20 protein-coding genes are annotated in these 22,224 nt (G+C 43.0%); 10 read left to right on the top strand and 10 right to left on the bottom strand.

The annotated features are described in order from the left end of the window. Nucleotides 1-396 precede the first annotated feature (396 nt). The 3 genes from ACNO7B_RS02160 to ACNO7B_RS02150 all read left to right on the top strand — a co-directional run bounded on the left by ACNO7B_RS02160 (nucleotide 397) and on the right by ACNO7B_RS02150 (nucleotide 3,389). On the top strand, nucleotides 397-2,031 hold the full coding sequence (locus ACNO7B_RS02160; RefSeq protein WP_241511736.1) for a copper resistance protein CopC: 1,635 nt from the start codon (nucleotides 397-399) through the stop codon (nucleotides 2,029-2,031). A 16-nt stretch (nucleotides 2,032-2,047) separates the two neighbouring features. Next, the gene (locus ACNO7B_RS02155; protein WP_017358509.1) at nucleotides 2,048-2,662 is read left to right on the top strand and encodes a YcnI family protein; all 615 of its coding nucleotides are present in this window, start codon (nucleotides 2,048-2,050) and stop codon (nucleotides 2,660-2,662) included. Nucleotides 2,663-2,792: 130 nt separating this feature from the next. After that, complete coding sequence (locus ACNO7B_RS02150) at nucleotides 2,793-3,389, top strand: NAD(P)H-dependent oxidoreductase (protein ID WP_007498130.1); 597 nt, start codon at nucleotides 2,793-2,795, stop codon at nucleotides 3,387-3,389. Between the two features lie 248 nt (nucleotides 3,390-3,637). Here ACNO7B_RS02150 and ACNO7B_RS02145 read toward each other — a convergent pair whose 3' ends face one another. Genes ACNO7B_RS02145 through gabT form a run of 3 tightly spaced genes read right to left on the bottom strand, consistent with a single transcriptional unit; the run spans nucleotide 3,638 to nucleotide 7,733 of the window. Beyond that, complete coding sequence (locus ACNO7B_RS02145; protein ID WP_007498133.1) at nucleotides 3,638-5,032, bottom strand: NAD-dependent succinate-semialdehyde dehydrogenase; 1,395 nt, start codon at nucleotides 5,030-5,032, stop codon at nucleotides 3,638-3,640. Then, nucleotides 5,007-6,395, bottom strand: a complete 1,389-nt coding sequence (locus ACNO7B_RS02140) for an APC family permease (protein ID WP_417901097.1) — start codon at nucleotides 6,393-6,395, stop codon at nucleotides 5,007-5,009. The genes ACNO7B_RS02145 and ACNO7B_RS02140 overlap by 26 nt, the downstream gene beginning before the upstream one ends. Before the next feature lie 21 nt (nucleotides 6,396-6,416). Continuing rightward, nucleotides 6,417-7,733, bottom strand: coding sequence for a 4-aminobutyrate--2-oxoglutarate transaminase (gabT, locus tag ACNO7B_RS02135; protein ID WP_076822676.1), 1,317 nt, complete (start codon nucleotides 7,731-7,733; stop codon nucleotides 6,417-6,419). A 108-nt stretch (nucleotides 7,734-7,841) separates the two neighbouring features. Here gabT and ACNO7B_RS02130 point away from each other — a divergent pair, with 108 nt between their 5' ends. Next, a complete protein-coding gene (locus tag ACNO7B_RS02130) occupies nucleotides 7,842-9,266 on the top strand; it encodes a PLP-dependent aminotransferase family protein (RefSeq protein WP_060780767.1) in 1,425 nt (474 codons plus the stop codon). A 66-nt stretch (nucleotides 9,267-9,332) separates the two neighbouring features. Here the strand turns inward: ACNO7B_RS02130 and ACNO7B_RS02125 are convergent, their stop codons facing one another. Continuing rightward, nucleotides 9,333-10,067: a LysR family transcriptional regulator gene (locus ACNO7B_RS02125; RefSeq protein WP_254506056.1), complete on the bottom strand. Its 735-nt coding sequence runs from the start codon at nucleotides 10,065-10,067 to the stop codon at nucleotides 9,333-9,335. Nucleotides 10,068-10,163: 96 nt separating this feature from the next. Between ACNO7B_RS02125 and ACNO7B_RS02120 the strand changes: the two genes are divergently transcribed. Continuing rightward, nucleotides 10,164-10,715, top strand: a complete 552-nt coding sequence (locus ACNO7B_RS02120) for a DUF4865 family protein (protein WP_417901096.1) — start codon at nucleotides 10,164-10,166, stop codon at nucleotides 10,713-10,715. Nucleotides 10,716-10,796: 81 nt separating this feature from the next. Here the strand turns inward: ACNO7B_RS02120 and ACNO7B_RS02115 are convergent, their stop codons facing one another. Further along, entirely contained in the window at nucleotides 10,797-11,108 is a 312-nt protein-coding gene (locus tag ACNO7B_RS02115) for an ArsR/SmtB family transcription factor (RefSeq protein ID WP_041508257.1), read from the bottom strand. A gap of 247 nt (nucleotides 11,109-11,355) precedes the next feature. Here ACNO7B_RS02115 and ACNO7B_RS02110 point away from each other — a divergent pair, with 247 nt between their 5' ends. The 4 genes from ACNO7B_RS02110 (at nucleotide 11,356) to ACNO7B_RS02095 (ending at nucleotide 16,221) form a co-directional block, all read left to right on the top strand. Beyond that, entirely contained in the window at nucleotides 11,356-12,222 is an 867-nt protein-coding gene (locus tag ACNO7B_RS02110; protein ID WP_224559208.1) for a TetR/AcrR family transcriptional regulator, read from the top strand. 16 nt (nucleotides 12,223-12,238) lie between these two features. Continuing rightward, the gene (locus tag ACNO7B_RS02105) at nucleotides 12,239-13,672 is read left to right on the top strand and encodes an MDR family MFS transporter (protein WP_017366611.1); all 1,434 of its coding nucleotides are present in this window, start codon (nucleotides 12,239-12,241) and stop codon (nucleotides 13,670-13,672) included. Between the two features lie 174 nt (nucleotides 13,673-13,846). After that, complete coding sequence (locus ACNO7B_RS02100; protein WP_417901095.1) at nucleotides 13,847-15,223, top strand: aspartate kinase; 1,377 nt, start codon at nucleotides 13,847-13,849, stop codon at nucleotides 15,221-15,223. 152 nt (nucleotides 15,224-15,375) lie between these two features. Beyond that, the gene (locus tag ACNO7B_RS02095) at nucleotides 15,376-16,221 is read left to right on the top strand and encodes a GAF domain-containing protein (protein WP_025206746.1); all 846 of its coding nucleotides are present in this window, start codon (nucleotides 15,376-15,378) and stop codon (nucleotides 16,219-16,221) included. 186 nt (nucleotides 16,222-16,407) lie between these two features. Here ACNO7B_RS02095 and ACNO7B_RS02090 read toward each other — a convergent pair whose 3' ends face one another. Both ACNO7B_RS02090 and ACNO7B_RS02085 read right to left on the bottom strand, forming a co-directional pair. Beyond that, entirely contained in the window at nucleotides 16,408-17,835 is a 1,428-nt protein-coding gene (locus ACNO7B_RS02090) for a sensor histidine kinase (protein WP_007498154.1), read from the bottom strand. Further along, nucleotides 17,825-18,520: a response regulator transcription factor gene (locus tag ACNO7B_RS02085; protein ID WP_017358523.1), complete on the bottom strand. Its 696-nt coding sequence runs from the start codon at nucleotides 18,518-18,520 to the stop codon at nucleotides 17,825-17,827. The genes ACNO7B_RS02090 and ACNO7B_RS02085 overlap by 11 nt, the downstream gene beginning before the upstream one ends. A gap of 146 nt (nucleotides 18,521-18,666) precedes the next feature. On the opposite strand from ACNO7B_RS02085, the gene ACNO7B_RS02080 reads away from it, so the two are divergent. Next, nucleotides 18,667-18,798, top strand: a complete 132-nt coding sequence (locus ACNO7B_RS02080; RefSeq protein ID WP_366968717.1) for a hypothetical protein — start codon at nucleotides 18,667-18,669, stop codon at nucleotides 18,796-18,798. A gap of 89 nt (nucleotides 18,799-18,887) precedes the next feature. Here the strand turns inward: ACNO7B_RS02080 and ACNO7B_RS02075 are convergent, their stop codons facing one another. The 3 genes from ACNO7B_RS02075 to ACNO7B_RS02065 form a co-directional block, all read right to left on the bottom strand. After that, nucleotides 18,888-19,436 (bottom strand): GNAT family N-acetyltransferase, encoded by a 549-nt coding sequence (locus tag ACNO7B_RS02075; protein WP_017358525.1) that lies wholly within the window; start codon nucleotides 19,434-19,436, stop codon nucleotides 18,888-18,890. Nucleotides 19,437-19,708: 272 nt separating this feature from the next. Next, nucleotides 19,709-21,043: an MmgE/PrpD family protein gene (locus ACNO7B_RS02070; RefSeq protein ID WP_417901094.1), complete on the bottom strand. Its 1,335-nt coding sequence runs from the start codon at nucleotides 21,041-21,043 to the stop codon at nucleotides 19,709-19,711. Next, nucleotides 21,034-22,191 carry an amidohydrolase gene (locus ACNO7B_RS02065; protein ID WP_417901093.1) on the bottom strand — a complete coding sequence of 386 codons (1,158 nt, stop codon included), beginning with the start codon at nucleotides 22,189-22,191 and terminating at the stop codon, nucleotides 21,034-21,036. The genes ACNO7B_RS02070 and ACNO7B_RS02065 overlap by 10 nt, the downstream gene beginning before the upstream one ends. Nucleotides 22,192-22,224 lie beyond the last annotated feature (33 nt).

Genomic DNA, 22,224 nt, shown 5'->3' with positions numbered 1-22,224 from the left:
CCTTCAATTGAAACTAAATGTCACTTTGTCACTTAGTGTGTGACAAAATTGAAAAATAATGTGACACCTCTCGGCATACCATAGATGATAGCGGGGTAAAAGTTGAATCTACTGTTGTTTTGGCGCAAAATTCATTGGAATTTCACAACTTTCAAATCGTCACTTCTTGTTTCCTCTACTTAAATCGAATAGGCTTATATTGATCAAACATTCAAGAAACGTCTGCGCAGACAAGACATGACACAGAAAAAGTGAACCATCTTACTATTTGTTTCGTTTACCTTTTAGAGTGGGCGGTACAATAGAAAGAGCGGTTTTTTCTGTGACTCACAGTTTACTGCCGCTTTCTTTCTGATACATGAGACATTTTCATAGGTAGAAAGGCGGTTATTCACATTGTTGAAATATCGTAAGTGGCTTCTGCTGCTCATCTTCATGTTCTCCTTTTTCATGCCAAAAGAGGCATTTGCTCATGCATATGTGGTGAGCTCAAATCCAGTAGCAAATGAAGAGCTGGATCAGCAGCCTCCTGCAGTCTCGATCACCTTTAGTGAAGGAATCGAAAGTGGATTTCATGCCATTAAGGTGTTCAATGCAAAAGGGGATCGTGTCGATCAAGGAGATACGGTCATCAAAGAGCAAAAGATCATGGAAGCAGCTTTAAAAAAGAATTTACCTAAAGGCATTTACACCATTCAGTGGAATGCGGTATCAGCCGATGGGCACTCTGTGTCTGGCATGATTCCGTTTAGTATCGGAAAAGCGGATGGAGGATTTGATCAATTAGATCAAGGACAATCAAGTGAATCCATCGACATGGCTTCAACCATTGACAAAGCCTTTCTGTATACGTCATTCAGCTTATTTCTTGGAACCATTTTATTTGGGCTTCTATGGTTTAAAGCGGCCATAACCGACGTTTTAGCCCGGCGAATGAAGCGACTCTTAACTGTTTCACTGATCATGATGGGCGGAGCACTCTTGTTCCAGCTGCCGATTCAAACTAAATCAGCGGCAGACGTGTCCTTTTTAGGGGCATTTCAACCATCGCTTTTACAAGAAACCATTGCGTCGACTTCGGGCGGGAGTCTGTGGATGATGCTAATGGCGTCATTTGTTCTACTGACGATCTGGACGATTGTGGCGATGAAAAAAGGAAACTTCACTTCCTTCCGGGTATGGCTGTTTCCACTGCTCATTTTCATCGTGCTCCTTTGGCTGAAAGCACAAATCGGTCATCCAGCCGCTACAGATAATAAAATACTGACAACGTCACTTGACTTCATTCATCTCGTTTCTGCATCCATTTGGGTCGGCGGCTTAACAGCCATTGTCCTTCTTTTGATGAAGAAACTGCCGAATGAAGATCAGCCGCTCATACGCAGCACCCTGACAGCTTTTCATCCGTGGGCACTGCTCTCAGTTGGACTGATTGTGTTTTCTGGGTTTGTGAATGCGATTTTTATTCTGCAATCATTTGATGCCCTTTTCCAATCAGCTTATGGACGCACCTTCTTAATCAAACTTGGTTTATTTATCATCATGGGTCTTCTTGGGCTCGTCCATTATTTGATGCTGAGATGGGAAAAGAAGCAGAAACGAAACGTATCTTTACGAGCAGAGTGGATCATTGGAATCGCTATTTTACTATTAACAGCCGTATTCACCAATATCCCAAGTCCTCCGCCGCCTGCACCAGAGCCATTCTTTGGAGCCAATCAGGTGGAGCATCGTGACCTTGTGTCTTTGAGCATTACCCCGAATGCTCCTGGTAAAAACACGTTCGAGGTGGCATTTACGAAGAAGGATGGACAAACGATCACAGACATTCAATCTGTGACAGCTAAGATCCACAAAGTCTCCTTGTTCGGTGATGAAACGCCAAACGAGTTTCAGCTGAAACGATTAAAGAATGGTCACTTCTCGGCTGAAAACCTCTTACTAAATGAAAAAGGCACTTGGAAAATTGAGATTCATGCATTAACTGGTTCTTTTGACAACATCGATACGACATTCATTAGAAGAAACTAAAAGGAGTTCATATCATATGAAAAAATACGTTAAAGCTTTATTACCAATGCTTCTCGCTTCATTTTTACTGGCGATTCCTGTGAGTGCACACGTGACAGTCAAACCTGATACATCTGCAACGAATGCTTGGGAAACCTATACGTTAAAAGTACCTTCTGAAAGCGACAGTCCGACAACAAAGGTTGTCATCACGATGCCTAAAGGCGTAGAATTCCAGCAATACGAGCCAGTGCCTGGCTGGAAAACAACAACTGAAGAGAAAAACGGAAAAGTCACAAGAGTCACTTGGGAAGCAACTGGCGATGGTGTCCTTGCTGGACAGTTCCAGCAATTCGTGTTTGTCGCAAAAAACCCTGAAAAAGCTGGCGAAGCGGCATGGGATGCGTATCAATATTATAAGGATGGAACAGTAGTTGAATGGACTGGCGACAAGGACGCTGATAAGCCTCATTCGATCACAAACATTGTTGCGTCTAATACCGTAACGGATTCACATGGTCAAGAAAAACCAAAAGAAGAAAAGGCATCTGAAACAGCCTCTTCTTCTTCTTCACCACTTGTTCTTGGTCTGTCCATTGCAGCCTTAGTTGTGGCATTGATTGCACTTGGACTTGCTTTTAGAAAGAAATAAACCTTACATGAGCGATCGTTTTTTCAAGCGGTCGCTTTTTATTTTCCCAACCTATCATTTCCAATATAGGATTGAATAGGATACTCGTGCATGCCATAATGAGACACATGACCACCTAGGAGGCTATGAGATGAACCATCTAATCATATTTGCTCATCCCCAGCAAAGCTTAAATCAAACCCTATTAGATCTTGTTGTAAGCACTCTTTTGAACAATGGTCATGATGTGACGGTTCGTGATGTGTATAGCATTGGCTTTCCGCCAGAGCTGACAACAGCAGAAAAGGTTGCCATGAGAAACGGACATGTGCCGGTACCGGTTCAAAGAGAGCAGAAGCTGATTCAACAAGCTGATGTCCTCACGTTTATCTTTCCAATATGGTGGACAGGCTTGCCGGCGATGCTAAAGGGTTATGTGGAGCGCGTTTTTTCAGAGGGGTTTGCGTATGAGATCAATGAAAACGGAGTGGTGAAAAATCTGCTTCGAGACAAAAAAGGGGTCATTATTAATACGCATGATGCACCGAGGACCTTTCTTGATTCAAATATGATCATCACCCCCAGCCATCACATGACGACAGATACAGCCGCCTTCGATCTGATCGGCGTTCAGCCAGTCGAACGGCTCTTATTCAGCAGCATGGAACAAGCATCTGCAGACGACATCCACGAGATTCTCAAAGAAACAAAAGAAACGGTGGATCAACTTTTCCCACCGGCTGTTTAACATAAAAAAGACTGCCGAGTCTTCTCGGACAGTCACAGATTGTTGATAAAGGGCTAAAATGAACTTGATTTTAGCCCTTTGTCTTCCTTTTCAGCGTAATAGAAAACCTTTGCAGTCTAGGAAGGACGAGTACTGGCGCGGAGCGAATTTGGCATTCGTGAGCACCAGCACGCAGGACTGACAAAGAATGCGAGGGTTTGTCTACACGCTGAGACTGCCGAGACTTCTCGGACAGTCTTTTTCACATGTTATTCGTCTAAACCAATTGACACATATTTTGTTTCTAAATAAGGCTCGATGCCTTCGATGCCGCCTTCACGGCCAATACCGCTCTCTTTCATACCGCCGAAAGGTGCCTGCACAGCGGATGGTCCCCCGTCATTCCAGCCAATAATCCCGTAATCTAGATTCTCAGATATATAGAGACCATTGCGGTAATTCTCTGTAAAGAAATAAGCCGCAAGTCCAAAAGGTGTATCATTTGCTAATTCAATGGCTTCATCTAATGTGCTAAATGTCGTAATGGGTGCAACTGGACCAAACGTCTCTTCATGCATAATGTTCATTGAAGGGTCGACATGAGTTAGCACCGTCGGCTGAACAAAATAATACGACTTCTCATCGTCAAAATGTGTATCGCCGCCGACAAGAACTTTCGCCCCTTTATCCACGGCATCTTGAATTTGGTCGACAATTTTATCGAAGCCTCGCTTATTGATAATCGGTCCGATGGACGTTCCTTCCTCAAACCCATTTCCTACTTTCAGCTTTTCTACTTCTTTGCTGAAGCTTTGCGCAAATGCTTCATGAATTTCTTCATGGACGATTAAGCGATTGGCACAAACACACGTCTGGCCTGCATTACGGAATTTAGATGCCACTGCTTGTTTCACAGCCAATTCAAGGTTGGCGTCCTTATCGACGATCAGCGGGGCATGACCGCCAAGTTCCATAGAAACGTGTTTCACTGTGCTCGCACTGTTTTTGATGAGATGTTTTCCAACTGGTGTTGAGCCAGTAAACGTGATCTTGCGGATCAATGGACTATCTGTGAAGATTTCCCCCACTTCTTTTCCATCTCCAATCACCCATTGCAAGGCATCCTCTGGAATTCCGGCTTCATGGCCTAATTTGACAAGCTCAATGGCCGTAAGCGGCGTGTCTTCAGCAGGTTTCACGATAAACGTACAGCCCGCCGCAAGCGCTGGTGCCGCCTTCCTTGTAATCATCGCCGCAGGGAAATTCCATGGTGTAATGGCGGCAACAGGACCGACTGGCTGTTTTGTGACAAATAGACGTTTGTTTGTCGTATGAGACGGGATCGTTCTGCCGTAAATCCGCTTTGCTTCCTCTGCGTACCATTCAATATATCCAGCGGCATAGACGATTTCCCCTAATGCTTCTTGATACGGCTTCCCGTTTTCTTCTGTGATGATTTTTGCAAGTCTTTCTTTATGCTCGATCATGAGATCAAACCATTTGCGAATGATATTTGCACGTTCATGGGCTGACGTTTTTGCCCATGTTTTGAATGCTTTGTGTGAGCGAGTGATCGCATCTTCAATCTGTTCTTTTGTATGCTGAGCAACTGAGGCAATTTCTTCTCCGGTTGCAGGATTATACACTTTGAGTTCGTTCGTCATGCTCTATCTTCTCCTTCGTTCTTGGATTCATTACATATAGTATATACCCAATGAGTGCCCAACCTAAAAGCAAAATCCATTCAGCTGGCCATGACAAGGAAGCCGGCATCCCTGGAAAATAAAATGAAAGAAAAAGGAGACTGAGTCCAATGGCAAAAACGCCGGTCGTCCGCCAATATTTAATGCGGTATGGACGCTCAAGCTCAGGTTCTGTCTTGCGAAGTCTCATAAAGGCAATGGACACAATCAAATACCCAACGATGATGCCCACACCGCCTGCATTGACAATCCACACGAGGGCAGGTCGGCCTAGTAATGGTGCAAAAAAGGCCAATGCACCTAAGAACAAAATGGCATTTGTCGGAGTTTTATACTTCGGATGAATATACGCAAACCATTTGGAAATCATGCCTCTTTCCGCCATTGCGTAGAGGATACGGCTTGCACCAATGATAAATGCATTCCAGCTCGTCACAATGCCTGCTACACCACCAATGACAAGCACAGTCCCAAACGCCTGATGACCAAGAAGCTGTACCATAGCATCTGCTGTTGCTAGTGATGAAGCCTCAAGTTGACCTTTTGACAATCCTGCCGCTACTCCAAAGACAATGAGTAGATAAAATACAACCGCACTCACAATGGAGATAATCAAAATTCTCCCGATGATCTTCTTCGGTGCGTTAATCTCCGCCGCTACCTGCGGGATGACATCAAACCCAACGAATAAAAAGGGAATCATCACTAACACAGCCATCAGACCGCCAACCCCGCCTTGAAACATCGGCTCAAGGTTTGCAAAATCTCCATTAAATGTAGCTCCGCCTAATAGAAGAAAACCTGTCAGGATAATGGCCACTGTGAACACCGATTGAAAAATAGCAGCAGGCTTTGCGCCAATGTAGTTGAGAGCTGTTAAAAACAGCGCACCGCCAGATCCAATCAATACCCATGTAAAGTAAACATCCCATCCTCCTATATTCCATAGGAAACCAACATGCTGTGTTGGAATAACATAGTCAATGACTGTCGGAAGTGCGACCGCTTCAAACGTAATCACGGACACATAACCGAACAATACGCCCCATGCGGAGACAAACGCTGATTTGATCCCAAATGCCCGCTGGACAAAGACGAGTCCTCCGCCTGTTTCTGGAATTGCAGAGGAAAGCTCTGCATACGTTAGTCCAATAAAGATGACGAGAATGCCCCCTATGACAAAGGCAATCACACTTCCTAAAAATCCAGCTGTTAAAATCCAATCTCCCGAAAGTACAACCCAGCCCCAGCCAAGCATTGCACCAATGGATAAAAACAGTACGTCTGACTGCGACATGGTTTTAGCCATTTGTTGTTTTTGCATACAACCATCCCCCTTTGTTGTTTAGCGTGCTGTGAAGGCGTCTTCGATAATCCCTAGTCCTTCTTGCAGCAGCTCATCTGTGATGACAAGTGGTGTTAAAAAGCGAATAATATTCCCATTGATCCCTGCCGTTAATAAGAGTAGTCCGTGCTTGTTTGCATAGGCTGCAATCGCTGCGGCTGTCTTCTTATCTGGTGTACGCGTTGTTTGATCTTCCACAATTTCAATGGCCGCCATTGCCCCTAATCGCCGGACTTCCCCGATGAATGAGTACTTACTTCTCCACTCATTCGCTTTGTCCTCAATGACTTGTCCAATGTGTTCAGATCGTTCATTCAGTTGTTCTGTTTCAATAATATCAAGTACAGCCAAAGCTGCCACACAGCCTAATGGACTGCCAGCATACGTTCCTCCTAGCTCCCCTGGGTCCGCTGCATCAAGTAATTCTTTTCTGCCAACAACACCGCTCAGCGGCAGGCCAGCTGCAAGTGATTTTGACACAGTGATTAAGTCTGGCACCACATCGTAGTGTTCAATCGCAAAGTATTTCCCTGTTCTTGCGAATCCTGTTTGGATCTCATCTGCCACGAATACGATTCCATGTTGCTGACAGAATGAAGCGACATGCTGGACAAAACGCTTCGATGGTACAATGAATCCGCCCTCCCCTTGGACTGGCTCCATCACCACACAAGCGACTGTTTCTGGTGCAACGGTTGCGACAAAGAATTGATTGAACTGATCGATGATGTATTCGTCGTAGGCTGCATCGCTTAATCCTTCAGGTTTTTGATAGTAATAAGGATACGGCGCTTGATAAACCTCTGACGCAAATGGTCCGAATCCAAATTTATAAGGCTTGACCTTGCTTGTCATGCTCATCGTCATATTCGTTCTTCCGTGGAAGCCTCTTGTAAATGAGACAACCGCTTGTCTTTTCGTATATTTACGGGCAATTTTCACTGCGTTTTCAACCGCTTCGGCACCTGAATTTAAGAAAATGGCTTTTTTGTCGTGGTCGCCTGGTGTGAGGTGGCATAGCTTTTCTGCCAATTCGATATAGGATTCGTACATCATGACATTAAATCCTGGGTGAATCAGGCTGTCTGCCTGCGCTTTGACTGCTTCCACAACCTTTGGATGGGAGTGTCCTACATTTAATGTACCGATGGCGCCTGCAAAATCGATAAAACGATTGCCATCAATATCGAAAAGCTCGGCTCCCTTCCCTTTCGCTGCAAGATGACGGTTGCCATTACTTACGCCTCTTGCGACGTATTGATCTCTTTTCCCCTGCCATTCCTCTGTTGAAAAACGGTTTGTTGTCGTTTGACTCATTGTCATCCATCCCCTTTATGTCTTTTTTATTATTCTGAATATTTTTTGGTATGATAGAAAGTACCAATATCATTTTTTTCATGGTACCAGAGAGGATGGAATGACGAGATGCTGACAATTCAACTAGATCAAACAGGGGAAAACGGATTTATTTATCATCAAATTTATACAAAAATTAAAGAGGAAATTTTAAACCGCAACCTGCAGCCACACGATCAATTACCGTCTAAACGAGAGTTAGCAGATACTTTAAACGTCAGCGTCAACTCAGTGAATGGCGCCTATCAGCAGCTGCTTGCCGAGGGATATTTATATTCAGTTGAACGGAAAGGCTTTTTTGTGGAATCACTGGAAACATTTCATGAATCAGGTCAACTGAAACCCTCTTCCCTTCCAGCTGATTTAAAGGAAAATCCGATTGAGCGAGATGACTGGTATTCCTTTTCTCATATTTCTGTTGATACAGCCAATTTTCCTTTTAAAAGCTGGCTGAAAAGTGAGCAAAAAGCGATTCATCTCCACCAAGAAGCCTTTGGTGAGCTGCCGCACCCACAAGGCGTCTATGAGCTACGGGAAACAATTGCCCGGCTGATTGGACTTGCACGAGGGGTCAAATGCTACCCTGAACAGCTCATTTTAAGTGCAGGTACACAGTCGCTCATTCATTCGTTATCTAGCATCCTTCCAGCTGATCAAATATATGGATTAGAAAACCCCGGCTATCGCAGACTGTATCAAATGCTGAAAAACAATCATCACCGGATTGAAACGATTGGCATTGATCAAAAAGGGGTGCGGATGAGCGATATTCAGAAGAAAGAGCCAAATGTCTTGATCATTACGCCTTCTCATCAGTTCCCAACAGGGGTGATCATGCCGATTTCTAGGCGGATACAGCTATTAAACTGGGCAGCTGATCAGCCAGACCGCTATATCATTGAGGACGATTATGACAGTGAATTTAAGTACGGCACAGACAGCATACCGGCGCTACAAAGCCTTGATCGCTATGACAAAGTCATTTATATGGGGACCTTTTCGAAATCTTTGCTGCCCGGCTTGAGGATCAGCTACATGGTGCTGCCGCAGCATTTATTAAGACGCTATAAAGAAGAACAGCACTTTTTTATTCAAACGGCCAATCTTTTTACACAATACACCCTTCTTTATTTTATAAAAGATGGCGCCTATCAGCGGCATATTAAAAGAATGAATGGGCTATATGAGGAAAAACGAAAACAGCTCATTGGGGAGCTCGACACTGTCTTTCGTGACAATGTACGGATTATCGGGGAAAATGCAGGGCTGCATTTTATCGCAGAATTTCGCTCAGATCGTACGCAGCATGAGATTTTACAGCGTGCCAAAGACCGAAAGCTGAAAATGTACGGGATGGACCGTTTTACCCTTGATGAGCATGTGCCTGGTCACAAAGAAGGCTTTGTCCCGCTTGTCCTCGGTTTCTCTCATATGCGGCCAGAGGATATTAAGCCAGCGGTGAAACGCCTGTATGACTCGATTTATGGGAAATAAAACAGCTCATGTAGATGAATCGTGGCGCTCCTTTGACGGGACTAAACCCATAGAGGAGTGTTACGATTACATTCTTTCATAAACGTAATAGTTGATGTGAATATTTTTTTCTAGCAATTTCACGAGTGTTTGAAGGCTTTTTAAGTTGGTTGGCAGTAACGCAATACCATCTCCCTGTTCAACGATTTTGATCATTCCTTCAAACGAATCTAACTCAAATAGGGTTCGATCACCCAGCATACGCGTGGCCTCATGTCTTAATGGGCAAAGCTGATCACGATTCACGACCAATGAAATATCATCATCGTATATCTCTTTGGATTTTCCATATACGTTCAATGCCAAGCTCTTTACCTCTTTTAATTGATATTCCGCTTTTTCCATTTGATTAAAAGAAATAATTTGATCATACACATCCTCTGTTAACTTTTTGTTGATCGTACTTGATGAAGCAATGATAAAATCAGTGGCTTGAATATCCTCTAAAACATGCTGCTCGTACAAAACGTTAAATAGAAGTTCAGAGCATAAAACGGTCTTTTTCTGTGAAGTCAATTTTTGTTGAATGTCCTTCGTTTCTTTTACGATTTTTTGAGCGTATTGATAAAATAAATCCCCCTGTCCTGTTGAACTGATTCCATGATGATGCCGGATAAAAAATGTTGCATCATATAAAGTTTCAAGCGCTTTGATTCTTTGAGAAATATTGGATTGCGCATACCCTAAAGCTTTAGCCGCTTGATTAATCGATTCTTTTTGATACACCTCTATAAAAATAATCAAATCATTTATATTCAACATGATCACCTATCACTTTTTGTGATAACAATAACACAAATATGTATTATTCAACTGGTTTGAAGTCGATTATGATGGCTATTGAAAGGGAGTGTTTCAATGCATGCCATGCAATATCATGTGGATCTGCCTGCGGATTATGATATGAATATCATTAGAAAAAGAGTACGAAACAATGGATGGAAAACAGATGGATATCAGGATTTATTATTTAAAGCTTATTTGATCACTGAAAAAGACAAACATAGAAGTTTACACAATGGCTATTGCCCATTGTATATTTGGAAACAATCTGAGGGGATGACGGATTTTGTGTTTAAGGGGTCATTTGATCATATTTTACGTTCTTTTGGCTGGAAACAAATCAATATTGGCATCACATATTCCGTTCATTTAACAGATGATTTTCATCGTAGCACATTCGTTCTTGAAGAGTATGTGACGATTCATCCTACTGATTGCCTGGAAAATCTAGATATCGCCCATCTCTTTTCCCATTTTAACAATAATAAGGGTGAAGTCATCGTATATAACCCCGATAAATGGAAATGCGTCAAATATTCTTTTCTAGACTCATTGCCAGTGAATATAGAGAAGCAAATTCACACTTATGAGATTATCCATCTGTCTATGGATCATTCAATGGCCTAATTCCGTTTTACACGAGACGCATCACAAATCCCCAAGGTTACAATGCCTTGGGGATTTGTCATTTATTGATGCAAAATTCTCTTACCACCGCTCCTTGTCTACAGCTAATACGGATGACAAGAGGCCTGGAAAAGCGGTATCAATGTCGTCCTTTCTGAGAGAGTAGTAACGGTGCTTCCCGTCAATTCTCACTTTCACGATGCCTGCTTCTCTTAGTACTTTAAAGTGATGCGACAGTGTGGACTTGGCAATGTTCATATCATACGTACCGCATGTTCTCTCACCCGCTTCTGCTAAGCAGCGGACAATCTCCAGCCGAACAGGATCAGCCAATGCTTGCAGCACAGAAATGAGTCTCATGTTTTCTTGGGTTGGATGATTTGGATTATTCATACGATAAATGTATCGTATTTTGTTCTAACATACAATCTCGTTACTCGCCTATGACAAAAAAGACAAAGGGCTAAAATCAAGTTCATTTTAGCCCTTTGTCAACAATCGGATACATGTCATTGAGACATGTATTTTTTTAAGTTCATTTTCTTGTCATGTGCCATTGGTTTTGTTATCATAGCAAAAGTGACCACTCGGTTTCCATTGTGACCATATGGTTTTGCCGATTCGGAAAGGACTTATGAAGATGAACGAAAAGCAAGAAGAGATTTTGCGGGTATCGAAGAAATTATTTTCTCAAAAAGGCTATATGAGTGTCTCCATGCAGTCAATTGCTGATGCCTGTAAAATATCAAAAGCGTCTATTTATAAACTGTTTGATTCAAAGGAAGCTCTTCTATTGGAACTGATTAAATACAATCAGCGCAAAATGAGAGAGATTTCTCAGATCATTCATTCCGAAACGACGCTGTCCAAAAAGGAAAAATTCACAAAAAAAATTAAGCTTGAGCTTGAAGAGTTTAAAGAGAATCATAAATTTTTGAATATGCTGTCCTTTGAAGCTTTTTCACAGCATTCGCCCATCGTCATTAAGCATTTACGTGAGACACGCTCCATTATCATGCAGCGACACAGAGACATCATTTTAAGCACATATGGTGAATCTGTTGCGCCTTATGTGTGGGATCTTGTGATTGTCCTCAACGGATTAATGAGAGAATTCATCTTGATGTTGGCGATTGAGCACAAGAACATCCAATTAGAAAATGCCGCCGAAATGATCATCGGTGTGATGGACCGTGTATCAATAAAGCCTTGCTCCATTGAGCCTGTGCTAACAGATCAGCTGATGGACTCTTATTTGCTTTCCACACAGGAAGAATATGATGAAGAAAAGCTTGTCATCTCGTACTTAACAAAGATGAAACAAGAGCTTCACACACTATCAAACGGAGAAGAAAAGGACGATCTCCTCTCTGCGTTTGAACTGCTGAGTCAAGAACTGTCAAAGGACCAACCGAGAACCTTTTTAATTAGCTCATTGCTTGATTATTTAGGCAAACACAGCGTTTTATCTCAAAACGTGTCACAGCTGAAAAGCATTATTTTATAGATAAAGAAGGGATAATATGAACCAATCAACAACATCGTATAACCGGTCTGTGATTGTTGGGATTTTCCTCGTTGGGGCGTTCGTTGCGATCTTAAACCAAACGCTTCTCATTCCAGCGATCCCGCATATCATGGAAGAGTTCAATATTGATGTCAGTAAAGGTCAATGGCTGACCACAGCCTTTATGCTGACAAACGGGATTCTCATCCCAATTACGGCCTTTTTAATTGAGAAATTTTCAAGCCGTTCCTTAGTCTTAACGGCTCTTAGCATTTTTACAGCAGGTACCATTCTTGCTTCGTTCGCCACGAATTTTCCGGTGCTACTTGCAGCACGTATCGTGCAGGCAGCTGGCGCAGGGATTTTAATGCCGCTCATGCAAACGATCTTTTTAACCATTTTCCCAAAAGAAAAACGCGGGCAAGCCATGGGTATGGTCGGACTAGTGATTTCATTCGCACCGGCGCTTGGACCAACACTTGGCGGCTGGATTGTCGATTCCTTTAGCTGGAAGTTCTTATTCTATATTGTTCTTCCAATCGGTATTATTGATCTCATTCTTGCTTTCTTCTTAATGAAAAATGTCACACAGCAAAGAGACACTCGTATCGATGTCTTATCGGTGATCCTGTCTTCCTTCGGATTTGGCGGACTGCTGTACGGATTTTCAAGTGTCGGAACGTATGGTTGGACGAGTGCGACCGTTCTGATTTCACTCATTGTCGGCGCTGTGAGCTTGTTCTTCTTTATCCTGCGTCAGTCGAATTTGAAAAGACCGATGCTTGAGTTTGGCGTCTTTAAGTTTGCGATCTTTAGCTTAACGACCTTCCTCGGTATGCTCGTCTTTGCTTTACTGATTGGAACAGAGACGATTCTGCCGCTCTATACGCAGAATGTCAGAGGGTTATCTGCCCTTGATACAGGGCTGATCTTATTGCCAGGGGCTCTCTTTATGGGATTCCTATCACCGATTATCGGACGAATTTTTGACAAAGTAGGCGGTAAAGGGCTGGCTCTAGGCGGGTTTACGATATTAGCTGTCACTTCCCTGCCATTTATGATGCTGAACCTTGATTCATCGATTGCCCTCATTACAGTGGCCTACACGCTTCGCTTAATCGGGGTTGGGATGATCATGATGCCGCTGACAACAGCCGGTATTAACTCGTTACCACCGCATTTGATTCCGCACGGGACAGCAATGAATAATACGATGAGACAAATGGGCGGCTCTATCGGGACGGCTGTGCTTGTCTCCATTATGAGCAGCTCTGCTGCCAATGCAGCATTATCCGATCCAATGAAGTCAGCCGTTCATGGCATGAATACGTCATTTATCGTGTCTGGTGCTATTGCGGTCATTGGACTCGTTCTCTCGTTCTTCTTAAAAGAAAAACGTGAAAACAAAGTGATGAAGCAGGAGCTATCTTCTTCGTCCTCTTCTTCATAAAGACAAAGAGCTCGGCATATCGCCGGCTCTTTTTTCATCTATTCATACATAACGTCCTCTCCAAAAATACATTTGTTCATTCAGAGAAGAAAAACCTTGATAATTTGAAGAAAAGAGTTGATAATAGAAACTATTCAATTTGTGAGAAAATTTTTACTATAGGAGATGTATGCATTGAAGGTCGTTAAATTTGGTGGCAGTTCTCTTGCTTCTGGCAAGCAGCTGCAAAAGGTATTTGACATTGTCACAGCAGATCCAGCTCGAAAAGCAGTCGTTGTTTCCGCACCAGGAAAACGGCATTCAACGGATACGAAGGTCACCGATCTATTAATTAGCTGCGGTGAACAATATTTACGTTTAGGTGAAGCACACGATTTACAAGAAGCTGTCATCGAGCGATATGCATCGATTGCGGATGAGCTGGGGTTAGGTCATGACATTATTGACACCATCCGGCAAGATGTAAACACGTTATTACAGGCTGATTCTTCTCATCCTGAGCGTTATCTTGATGCGATTAAAGCAAGCGGTGAAGATAATAACGCAAAGCTGATTGCAGCCTACTTTCAGCATCAAGGCGTCGAAGCGCACTATGTGAATCCAAAAGAAGCCGGTCTATTTGTCAGCGACGAGCCTGGTCAAGCGCAAGTCCTTCCAGAATCGTATGATCATTTGTACAAATTAAGAGAACGCTCTGGCATCATTGTGTTCCCTGGCTTTTTCGGTTTTAGTCTAGCGGGTGATATCGTCACTTTTTCCCGCAGTGGATCAGACATTACCGGTTCCATTTTGGCAAATGGACTGAAGGCAGATGTGTATGAAAACTTTACGGATGTGGATGCAGTGTACGCCGTCAATCCAACGATCGTTCATGAACCAAAGGAAATCACAGAGCTGACATATCGTGAAATGCGTGAATTGTCCTATGCGGGTTTTTCTGTATTTCATGATGAGGCACTTATTCCAGCCTTTCGGGCAGGCATTCCTGTTCAGATTAAGAACACCAATAATCCAGCGGCCAAAGGCACGAAAATTGTGAATCAACGGGATCATACGAATGGCCCTGTTGTGGGAATCGCATCAGACAATGGATTTAGCAGTATTTATATCAGTAAGTATTTGATGAACCGAGAAGTGGGCTTTGGACGTAAGGTGCTGCAAACGTTAGAGGAATATGGACTTACGTATGAACACGTGCCTTCTGGCATTGATGATATGACCATTATTTTAAGGCAGGATCAGCTGGAGGAGCAGCAGATTGAACAAGAGCTTTTAGACCGATTAAAGCTTGTACTTGATGCAGATGAAGTGGTTTTAGAGCGGAACCTCTCGCTTATTATGGTCGTAGGAGAAGCGATGCGTCATAATGTTGGTACAACAGCAAGAGCGGCAAAAGCGCTGTCAAAAGCCAAAGTGAATATTGAAATGATCAACCAAGGCTCTTCAGAGGTGAGCATGATGTTTGGCGTCAAAGCGGCTCAAGAAAAAGAAGCCGTTCAAGCCTTATATGAGGAATTTTTCTCTATGTCCACGGTGCCTGTCTCCATTTAATCAGCAGACTGTCAGATCTCCGGATCGGCAGTCTTTTTGATCTCGCACGATTTGCGCATTAAAGTATATCTATTTCTCGTTTGATTTTGTATGATAGAGACAAATCAACTATTGTTCCGGCCATTGATCGGAGCTACAAGGAGTCCTAATCCATGCCTCGTCAACAACTATTAAAACAGTTTCGCAATTTTCATGATGCTTCTACAAGTATTTTAAACATGATGAGTCAATTCATTCATGTGAATACACTGTTTATTGCTAAAAATGATCAAAACACCAATCAGATTGTGAAAGTGCTAAATCAAGACGAGCAGCTTCTTGAAGAAGGGGAAGAAAATCCTTACGAGAAGACATTTTGCAAGCTGGCGGTCGATCATCGCGATACGCTGTTGATCCCTGATATCCGCTTGGACGAGCGTTCAAAAAACTTAGACGTCACGAAACAGCTGCAAGGCGGATCATTTATTGGGGTTCCCATCGATTTTACTGATGGTACGAACTATGGAACCATTTGTGGACTTGATCTAAGGCCGCAGCAATTTACAGAAGAGCATGTTCATATGTTTGAAACGATGGCATCTTTGTTGAGTTACGTCTTAGAACTCGACCAGGCCAATCGGCAGATTCAGCAATTATCTGTACCGATCGTACCTGTTGTTGACGGTGTCGCCGTGCTCCCTCTTCTTGGTGATATCGAAGAGACACGTGCGCAGCATATTTTAGAAACCATTTTACAGGAAAGCTACAGGCTGTCGCTCTCTCATTTGGTCATTGATGTTTCAGGGACAAAACGACTCAATGAACAAAGCATTCAATACTTGGTCAGCTATGCGCAAACGTTAAGACTTTTAGGCATTTCAGCTGTTTTAACAGGAATAAAGCAAGACCTTGCGCTAAATGCGATTCAATCGAATATTTCATTTAAAGACATCACCATTCGTAAGGATTTACCGCAGGCACTTGCTCATATCGGCCTAACGTTCTCCAAAACAGAATAAGTGATGATACACCAAAAAGGGCTAAACCGAGTTTAGCCCTTTTCTTCTTTTCAGCGTGATAGAAAACCTTTGCAGCCCTAGGAAAGACGAGTACCGGCGCGGAGCGAATTTCACATTCGTGAGCACCGGCACGCAGGACTGACACCGAATGCGAGGGTTTGTCTACACGCTGAGGCTAAACGGAGTTTAGCCCTTTTCTTGTGGTAGCGGTAAACGAATGATAAATGTTGTTCCCTTATGTTTTTCGCTTTTTAAATCAATCTGTCCGTCATGCAAGTCCACAAGCTGCTTGACAATCGACAATCCAAGTCCGTATTCTCCATATGGTGTATTCGTTCTCGAAATATCCGCTTTATAAAAACGTTCCCAAATGTGTTTGACTTCTTCAGGTGCAATGCCGATTCCCGTGTCTTCTACTTCAATGATCGTTTCCCCATTCTCTTCTTTCCCTCTCAAAGAAATACGGCCGCCTTCTGTAAATTGAATGGCGTTCTTTGTGATGTTGACGAGAATTTGAATGAGCCGGTCATAATCTGCGTATACCTTTTGTTCAGGGTGAACCTCTACCATGAGCTGATTGTTTTTCTCTTCAGCCATTCGGCTCAGCTGCTCCTTAATCACTTCAAACGTATCAATGAGTGGATAGTGAAATTTTTGAAGGGTGATTTGATTCGACCTGATTTTCTCATAATCCATATTTTCATTGACGAGACGAAGCATTCGTTTTGTCTCATCAGTGATGAGCGCATAGCATTTCTCTTTCTCTTCTGCCGGCACATCCGCAGTATTCAGCCATTCGACCAATCCTCGAATGGTCGTCAGCGGTGTTTTCAATTCGTGAGACACATCTGCGATGAATTGGCGTCTCCGTTTTTCAAGCCGGTCAATTTCCTCTCTTGATCGTTGAAGACGATTGGCCATCATATTAAAATCCTCACCTAGTGTGCCAATTTCATCAAGGTGTTTGTTTTCAAGATGAATGTTGTAGTCACCATGCGCAATTTTCTCAGTTGCCTCTCTCAGTTTTTTGATACGATTCACATGGAACTTCGACAGAAACAGACTGAGAATAAAGGTAATCGTCAATGCCACAAACACGATGATATATAAATACCGATTCATTTGAGCAATCAGCTCTTCTGCTCCTTGAATAGGAGCAATGAGCACCACCCCGCCCTTCAGCTTTCCGTCTTCCATGACAGGGAGTGCCACAAGTGATGCTTCTTGATCAAGCCGGCGTGAATCACTCCGCTTGACAATAATTTCTTCTCCTTTTGCGAGCTTGGCCCACAAATCTTTTGTGAGTAACGCTTCATGCGGCGGCATCTCTTGCTGCTGAGATAGCACAGTCCCTTTTTCATCAAAGACGAAAAAACGGATTTGTCTCGTCGAAAGAATGTCTTCAAATGGACGCAAACGGAAGTTCATCTCGGCTTTCGACAATTGTTTAAAATTCTCCAAAATTTCATTCCCATACGAACTCATTTCGTCTACCCTATTTTGATAAGCAATATCTTTCACAAAATGAGACATCAAGGTGCTGATAATAATGATGGCAATGAGCAATAACCCAAGGTGACTAATCAGCAACTGGTAAAAATATTTAATCTTCATCGAACTTATACCCTACGCCCCATACCGTATACAGAAAGGGCTTAGGTCCGTCTCCAATTTTTTGACGCAATCGTTTAATATGAACATCAACTGTTCGTTCATCACCATAAAATTGATATCCCCAAATTTGCTCAAGCAATTGTTCTCGTGAAAATACTTGCCGAGGATGCTGTATAAAAAAGCACAGCAAATCGTATTCCTTTGGTGTTAAATTTTCGATCCGTTTCCCCTCTAGAAACACTTCTCTCGTTTTTTTATCTAACTGAAAATGTTCGGTCTCTAGCCGTTCACCCTCTTTCGCTCCTTCTTGAGTAGATGTTGTTTGAGCAAAACGTCGTTTCACTGCTTTGATTCTTGCCATTAAGGTGAGCGGACTAAAGGGTTTTGTCACATAATCATCAGCCCCAAGATCGAAGCCCAGCACCTGATCAGATTCCGTTTCCTTTGCTGTCAGCATAATAATCGGAACATCACTAATCTGGCGGACTTTTTGACAAATAGTCAGACCATCCATTGAAGGAAGCATGACATCTAAGATGAGCAGATCCCAATCCTCTTCTTGCTTAAATCGATTCAATCCTTCTAATCCATCATGGACGAATTCCGCTTGAAATCCTTCTCGTTGAAAAAACATATCCGTCATTGTACAAACACTCTGGTTATCTTCAATCATTAATATTTTCATCATCAGCCTCCGCTGTTGCCTTTGTTTTTCTTTATGTAGCTTTATTTTACATGTTCCTTCTCAAATCTCAATTGGATTGATACGATTTCATGAACTTATCATGCTTTGGTCATCTTTTATTCATACTTTTTGATGGAGCTGAAATTTTGGAGAAACACATTGTTCTTTTTAATATAGTAGAATGGAAAAATGAAGGAATTGCAGAGGATAGTCTAGATGAGGACAGTGTCATTTACGTTCTTTCAGATGAAGAAGTCTCCCCTGTAGTAAAAGAATGAAATGACACGCTTCCTGATCGTTATAAATGGTCTATATAAAACAGTTTGGAACTGGACATGCATATCGAGGGCGGTGTGCCCTAACGAAGCTAATTGTGATTTTCTATAAGGCACCCCATTTCGATGCGAATTTCCTTTTTCTTTATATCTTCATTTGAATAAGAGTTGACATTTAATCCAATCAGTTGAAAGCCATTTTTCAAATAAAACTGGATAGCTGGAAAATTGGATGATTGGGTTTCTAATACAATCATTCTAACTCCCAATTCACGAGCTCGTTTTTGTGCCATTTTAATGAAAGTGCTGCCAATACCTTTTCTTTTAAATTGTTTATCCACATATAAATCATGAATGAGTAATGTATTATTCCATTTCATGTGTTGAATGACTATAATTCCAGTTTCTTCACAATTCATCTCTGACACGTAAACCTCTGAACCCTCTTTATATGGATCGAAAATCTCCTCTTTTAGATTTTTTTTAACTGGCGCTTCAAATACTTCTTCTGTAAGGGAGATGTTCCAACCATTGTGACTGGTTTCCATATGAATTTCATAGTATTTTTCAGATGTATATTGATAATATACTTGTTTTCCTTTAGGATAATTTTTTTGATAGATACGACGAATAGTTAACATTTCATACTCCCTTCATTTCAATGATTTAAATCTTTGAACGTACTACTAAATTCGTCGATTTGCGATTTGATACCTTTAAAAATAAACCTAAAAGATAAAACTCGTTTTGCCTCTGTCATAGAATAGGGTCATTTTTAAATGTGATTGTTGTAGATCAAGATCAATTGTTCACCTGACGAAGGAATATCTTCTTTGACGTCATAGAGTATATTCACTCTTATAAAAATAAGGACATTTAAAAAGCTCATCTCCAAAGATGAGCTTTTTTCATATCACACGAGCAACTTCAGATAGGCAGTGTCATTCCCCTCTTCAACCGCCTGTAAAAGCTGCTTTGCCTGTGATGTGCTGGTGACGCTGCTTAACTTTTGTATGATGTCTTCTGTCGATAACGCACAGCCTGGTGCTCCCCGAGGAATATCGACTCGTTTGCTGATGGTGGTGCCGTCAGATAAGGTGAGCTTTACAATCGTAAATCGTCCTTTTGGCACTGCGTCTGGATGGGGCTCTATCGTTTGAACATACACTCTATTTACCCGCTTCATCCATACCCGCAGCTCTGGTGAAATGGTTTTTTTCGTAAAAGCATCCAGTGATAAAGGTTGTCCAAACACTGCTAGTGCGATGACATACTCGACACTAAATCGTCCCTCTTCTCCCGTCAAAGGTGTCCGCTCCGTAAGTGCGGCATCTCCGCCAGGCGGAAACATGACGTCGACCTGTACGATCTTCTCCTGTAAGGAAGAGTGTTCTTGTACTAATGACTCGATCGCATCGGCTGCATGATGCGCCGCTGAACAGAACGGATACACTTTAAACCATAGACCTGGCGACACGATACGCCACGCAGTGCCATAGTCCTCTAGCAGACGTCTTTCCGCCAGTTTCTGATCCCCATAGAGAGAAAAGAAGCCCAGCTCCCCATCTAGAAGCGATTCACTCCCGCCAAAACCTGAGCAAGCTAAACCCATGGACCATACGGCGGTTTGAGCGGCGAGTCCAGCTTGTAATGGTTTCATATCAGTCCCAAACTGCTTTCGCATTCCAGCTGATTGCGCACCAGCAAAGCCGATCGCTTTCGCCAGCTCTTTCTGTGAAACTTGTTTCAAATAACCAATCGCACAGACCGCTGCAATGGCTCCGAGCGTTCCGGTATTATGCCAGCCCCGCTCATAATGCGACTTACCGATGGATTCACCTAGCCTTGCCATCACTTCGACGCCAGTAATGTAGGCTGCTAAAAATCGATCACCATTTGCCTCACCGTCTGTCAGCTGGGAAAGCAAGGCCGGAATGATCACCGCACTTGGATGTCCTCTCACATCTGAATGCACATCATCATAATCAAGGGCGTGAATCAAGTAGCCATTTAGCATGGCTGCTGCTTGGCGGCTGACCTTCTTCCCTTGTCCAATGACGGGAATTTGAGCTGCTCCGCCTTCTTGTTCCACAAGTGCTATGAGCTTTTGAATTCCTTCATCCTCTTTCGCGGCAAGCGCTGCCGCCGCAGCATCTAATAGACCGTTTCGAGCCATTTGAACGGCTCGTTGATCTTGCAGCGGATCAGCAGAGAGCACTGCCTCTGCGAGCTGTTTCGTTAGTTCCATGATCGTGACTCCAATGCCCGAACCGCAAGCTCTGCAAAGAAGGCAGCAGCGACTGGAAGTGCGTCTTCATTTAACGTAAAGGCAGGGTGATGCCATTCCTCGGTACCGCTTGTCCCCATCCAGACGAAAAAGCCTGGAATGCGTTCTTGGTAAAGGGCAAAGTCTTCTCCGCCTGGTGACTGCTCTGCCTCTACTACTGCGAGATCAAGCGCTCCTGCCGTTTCTTCCACAACCTTTGTCAAACGCTCGTCATTCATCACAGAAGGCAAATACGGATGCCATTTCACATCTGCCTTTGCGCCAAACCCTTCTGCGATACCGCTCACGATTTGTTTCATGAGATCTGGAATCATCGCTCTCACTTCAGGTTCAAACGTCCGAACGGTCCCTTCCATCTCGACGCGATCAGGTATCACATTCCATGATGTGCCGCCTTGAATACGTGTGATGCTGACAACCGCATGATGCAAAGAACTAATGCGGCGGCTGACAATTTGCTGTAGGGCGCTTGTGATCTGACCGCTGATGGCAATCGGATCAATTGTGTGATTTGGAATTCCAGCATGACCACCCGTTCCTTGAATGTCAATTTCAAAGCGATCGACGCTCGCCATTAATGCTTTTTCTCTTATCCCGATGGTGCCAACTGGCAGGTTAGGTTTATTGTGCATACCAAATATCGCATCCATTCCATTTAAGACGCCTGCCTCTATGACGTGTTTCGCTCCTTGCGCCACTTCCTCAGCCGGCTGGAACAAAATGCGCACTGTTCCCTTGAGCTCATGTTTCCGTTCGTTTAATAGGACGGCCGCACCAAAAATCGAAGCGGTATGGAAATCATGACCGCATGCATGCATTTTTCCTTGTATCTTTGAAGAAAATGGTTCGCCAGATGCTTCTTCAATTGGAAGTGCGTCAATATCGGCTCTCAGAGCAATCGTTGGTCCCTCTTGTTCTCCTTTGATTTCACAAACGACCCCTGTTTGAAGATCTGGAAAATCGAGTACAGTGATCCCTTCCTCTTCTAACCAGCCTCGTAGTTTTTTTGTCGTTTCATATTCTTCAAATGCCAGCTCTGGATGCTCATGAAGCGCTCGGCGTATGTTAATTAAACGTTTGTTTAAAGCTTGATTTCCTAATGATTTCACTGATACTCACCCCTCTAAAGAGTAAAAAGCAGC

Origin of the sequence: Bacillus sp. AK25 (genome assembly GCF_048270685.1) — a bacterium.
Lineage (GTDB): Bacteria > Bacillota > Bacilli > Bacillales > Bacillaceae > Bacillus > Bacillus altitudinis.
The sequence above is the reverse complement of the archived record's forward strand: the minus strand, read 5'-3'. Positions and strand labels throughout refer to the sequence as shown.

Coding starts and splice junctions, on each gene's coding strand:
- ACNO7B_RS02075 (WP_017358525.1), bottom strand. CDS start 19,436: ATGTTAACTATTCGTCGTATCTATCAAAAAAATTATCCTAAAGGAAAA.
- ACNO7B_RS02090 (WP_007498154.1), bottom strand. CDS start 17,835: ATGAAGATTAAATATTTTTACCAGTTGCTGATTAGTCACCTTGGGTTA.
- ACNO7B_RS02155 (WP_017358509.1), top strand. CDS start 2,048: ATGAAAAAATACGTTAAAGCTTTATTACCAATGCTTCTCGCTTCATTT.
- ACNO7B_RS02105 (WP_017366611.1), top strand. CDS start 12,239: ATGAACCAATCAACAACATCGTATAACCGGTCTGTGATTGTTGGGATT.
- ACNO7B_RS02130 (WP_060780767.1), top strand. CDS start 7,842: ATGCTGACAATTCAACTAGATCAAACAGGGGAAAACGGATTTATTTAT.
- ACNO7B_RS02115 (WP_041508257.1), bottom strand. CDS start 11,108: ATGAATAATCCAAATCATCCAACCCAAGAAAACATGAGACTCATTTCT.
- ACNO7B_RS02095 (WP_025206746.1), top strand. CDS start 15,376: ATGCCTCGTCAACAACTATTAAAACAGTTTCGCAATTTTCATGATGCT.
- ACNO7B_RS02140 (WP_417901097.1), bottom strand. CDS start 6,395: ATGCAAAAACAACAAATGGCTAAAACCATGTCGCAGTCAGACGTACTG.
- ACNO7B_RS02150 (WP_007498130.1), top strand. CDS start 2,793: ATGAACCATCTAATCATATTTGCTCATCCCCAGCAAAGCTTAAATCAA.
- ACNO7B_RS02110 (WP_224559208.1), top strand. CDS start 11,356: ATGAACGAAAAGCAAGAAGAGATTTTGCGGGTATCGAAGAAATTATTT.
- ACNO7B_RS02145 (WP_007498133.1), bottom strand. CDS start 5,032: ATGACGAACGAACTCAAAGTGTATAATCCTGCAACCGGAGAAGAAATT.
- ACNO7B_RS02125 (WP_254506056.1), bottom strand. CDS start 10,067: ATGTTGAATATAAATGATTTGATTATTTTTATAGAGGTGTATCAAAAA.
- ACNO7B_RS02120 (WP_417901096.1), top strand. CDS start 10,164: ATGCATGCCATGCAATATCATGTGGATCTGCCTGCGGATTATGATATG.
- gabT (WP_076822676.1), bottom strand. CDS start 7,733: ATGAGTCAAACGACAACAAACCGTTTTTCAACAGAGGAATGGCAGGGG.
- ACNO7B_RS02085 (WP_017358523.1), bottom strand. CDS start 18,520: ATGAAAATATTAATGATTGAAGATAACCAGAGTGTTTGTACAATGACG.
- ACNO7B_RS02070 (WP_417901094.1), bottom strand. CDS start 21,043: ATGGAACTAACGAAACAGCTCGCAGAGGCAGTGCTCTCTGCTGATCCG.